The organism is Streptomyces sp. HSW2009 (assembly GCF_040240285.1).
Classification (GTDB): domain Bacteria; phylum Actinomycetota; class Actinomycetes; order Streptomycetales; family Streptomycetaceae; genus Streptomyces.
On sequence record NZ_JBEHZD010000827.1, the window covers coordinates 1 to 2,449 of the forward strand.

A 2,449-nucleotide genomic window follows, 5' to 3' on the forward strand; every position below is an offset into this window, starting at 1 on the left:
CCCCCCCGCCCCACCCCCCCCCCGGGCCCCCCCCCCGCCCCCCCCCCCCCCCCCCCCGCCGGCCCCGGGGGGGGCGGGGGGGGCCCCCGCCCGGGCTCTCCCTCGCCCTGGTCGGGTGTCTGCTGCTGCTCCTCGTCGCGCTGTTCGCCAGCGTGATGTACGGCAGCAAGCCGACCCCCGCGTCCGATGTGCTGGACGTCGTCACCGGGGGCGGTGACACCTACCTGCGCACCGTCGTCGAGAGCCGCTACCCGCGGACCGCGCTCGGCGTGCTGGCCGGGGTGTGCCTGGCCGTCGCCGGCACGCTGATGCAGGGCATCACCCGCAATCCGCTGGCCGAACCCGGGCTGCTCGGCATCAATGCGGGCGCGTCCGCGAGCATCGTCGCGGCCACTGCCTACTTCGGGGCCGCCGGGCAGCGCGAGACCATGTGGTGGGCGCTGCCCCGCGCGCTGCTCGCCGGGCTCGCCGTGTATGTGATCGGCACCGCCGGCGGCCGGACCGACCCGGTGCGGCTGGTGCTCGCGGGCGCGGTCCTCAGCGCCGTACTGGCCGCGTTCATCCAGGCCGTCACGCTCTCCGAACCGCGGGTCTTCGACACCTACCGCTACTGGGTGGTGGGTGCGCTGGGCGGGCGCGGCTTTGACGTGTTCTGGTCGGTGCTGCCGTTCGCCGGTGCCGGTCTGGTGGTGGCGCTGCTGCTCGGTCCGGGGCTGAACGCCATGGCCATGGGCGACGACAAGGCCACCTCGCTGGGGATCAGCCCGGCCCGGATCAAGGGCGCGGGGCTGCTCGCCGCGACGCTGCTGAGCGCGGCGGCGACCGCGGCGGTGGGCCCCATCGCCTTCGTCGGGCTTGCCGTGCCACACCTGGTGCGCGTGCTGGTCGGCGCCGACTTCCGGCTGCAACTGGCCTTCTCCGCGCTGGCCGGGCCGTCGCTGCTGCTCCTCGCCGACGTGCTCGGGCGGGTGCTGCTGCGGCCCCAGGAACTGATGGTGGGGGTCGTCACCGCCTGCATCGGGGCGCCCGCGCTGCTGATCGCGGTGCGTCGGATGAGGGGGACGTCATGACCGTGCGCCCGCTGGCACGACGCGCCGGCCCGCGCCGCAGGATGCTGCGGATGGGCCCCTGGATCGCGCTGCCCTTCCATCTGTCCGCCCTGGTGGTGGCGGTGTCGGCGCTGGTGCTGCTGGTCCTGGCCGGCGCCGCGACGCTCTCCCTGGGCCGGCTCGGCATCGCGCTGCCCGACCTGCCGGGCGCGGTACTCGGCGACGCCACCGGCAAGGACGCCTTCGTCTTCGACCGGCTGCGCGGCCCGCGGCTGAGCGTGGCCATCGCCACCGGCGCGGCCTTCGGCCTGTCCGGCGCGCTCTTCCAGTCCGTCACCCGCAACCCGCTGGGCAGCCCCGATGTGATCGGCCTGGGCTCCGGGGCCGGCGCGGGCGCGGCGATCGTCGCCCTGTTCCTGCCCGACGTGCTGCCGGTCTCGGTGGGCGCGCTGCTCGGCGCGCTGGTGGCGATGGGCCTGGTGTACGTGTCCACCGGCACCGGCTTCCGCAGCCCGGGCCGGCTGGTGGTGGCGGGCATCGGGGTCGCTGCGATGTCGACGGCCATCACCCAGTACGTGGTGTACGCCGTGGAGCGGGACAAGGCGAGCTCGCTGTCCGCGTACGTCAACGGCAGTCTGGCCGCCCGCTCCTGGGACGACGCGACGATCATCTGGACCGTCCTGCTGTGCGCGCTGCCGCTGGCCGCGCTGCTGGCCAGGCCACTGGCCATCGGCGAAATGGGCGACGACCTGTCCACCGGGCTCGGCGCCCGCCCCGGGCGGGCCAAGACCGCGGCGGTGCTGCTGTCCATCGTGCTGTCGGCCGGGGCGGTGAGCGTCGCGGGCCCGATCGCGTTCGTGTCGCTGACGGCGCCGCAGGTGGCCAAGCGGCTCACCCGCACCACCGGCCCGCAGTTGGTGGTCTCCACGCTGCTCGGCGCCCTGCTGCTGGTCGCCGCCGACCTCGCCGCCCAGCAACTGCCGCTCTTCGACGACCTGCCGGTTGGCCTGTACACCATGGCCGTCGGCGGCGCCTACCTCGGCTATCTGCTGGTACGGGAATGGCGGCGGCAGGCCGCGTGAGGTGGGGCCCGGCTTTGGCTGGGTCTTGGCCTTGGCCTTGGCTGGGTCTTGGCCTCGGCCTGGGCTGAGTCTTGGCTTTGGCGGGGCTGGCCGGCCGGCTGGCTGACTGGCTTGGTCGACTTGGTTGTCCCGCCTGGCGGGCGGGGTGCCTGGCCCGGCCGGCGGTCGCCCCGCGTCCGGGCGCCGTACGTCAGGAGTCGTAGCGGGGGCCCCCCCCCGGGGGGGGGGGCCGGGGCGGGGGGGAGCCGCCCTTTCGCCTCTGGCGCGAGGACCACCAGCCGCCGGCGGACCCCGGGGGCCGGACAGACGGAGGAGCAC

The 2,449-nt window shown here is 75.6% G+C and carries 2 protein-coding genes; both read left to right on the forward strand.

The features are described 5' to 3' along the window. Positions 1–155: 155 nt before the first annotated feature. Entirely contained in the window at positions 156–1,070 is a 915-nt protein-coding gene (locus AAHZ94_RS32635) for a FecCD family ABC transporter permease (RefSeq protein WP_349997326.1), read from the forward strand. A 50-nt stretch (positions 1,071–1,120) separates the two neighbouring features. Then, positions 1,121–2,131 (forward strand): FecCD family ABC transporter permease, encoded by a 1,011-nt coding sequence (locus tag AAHZ94_RS32640; protein WP_502964851.1) that lies wholly within the window; start codon positions 1,121–1,123, stop codon positions 2,129–2,131. Positions 2,132–2,449 lie beyond the last annotated feature (318 nt).

What these genes read in the sequence shown, in the direction of transcription:
- AAHZ94_RS32635 (WP_349997326.1), top strand. Translation starts at nt 156, where the DNA reads ATGTACGGCAGCAAGCCGACCCCCGCGTCCGATGTGCTGGACGTCGTC.
- AAHZ94_RS32640 (WP_502964851.1), top strand. Translation starts at nt 1,121, where the DNA reads ATGGGCCCCTGGATCGCGCTGCCCTTCCATCTGTCCGCCCTGGTGGTG.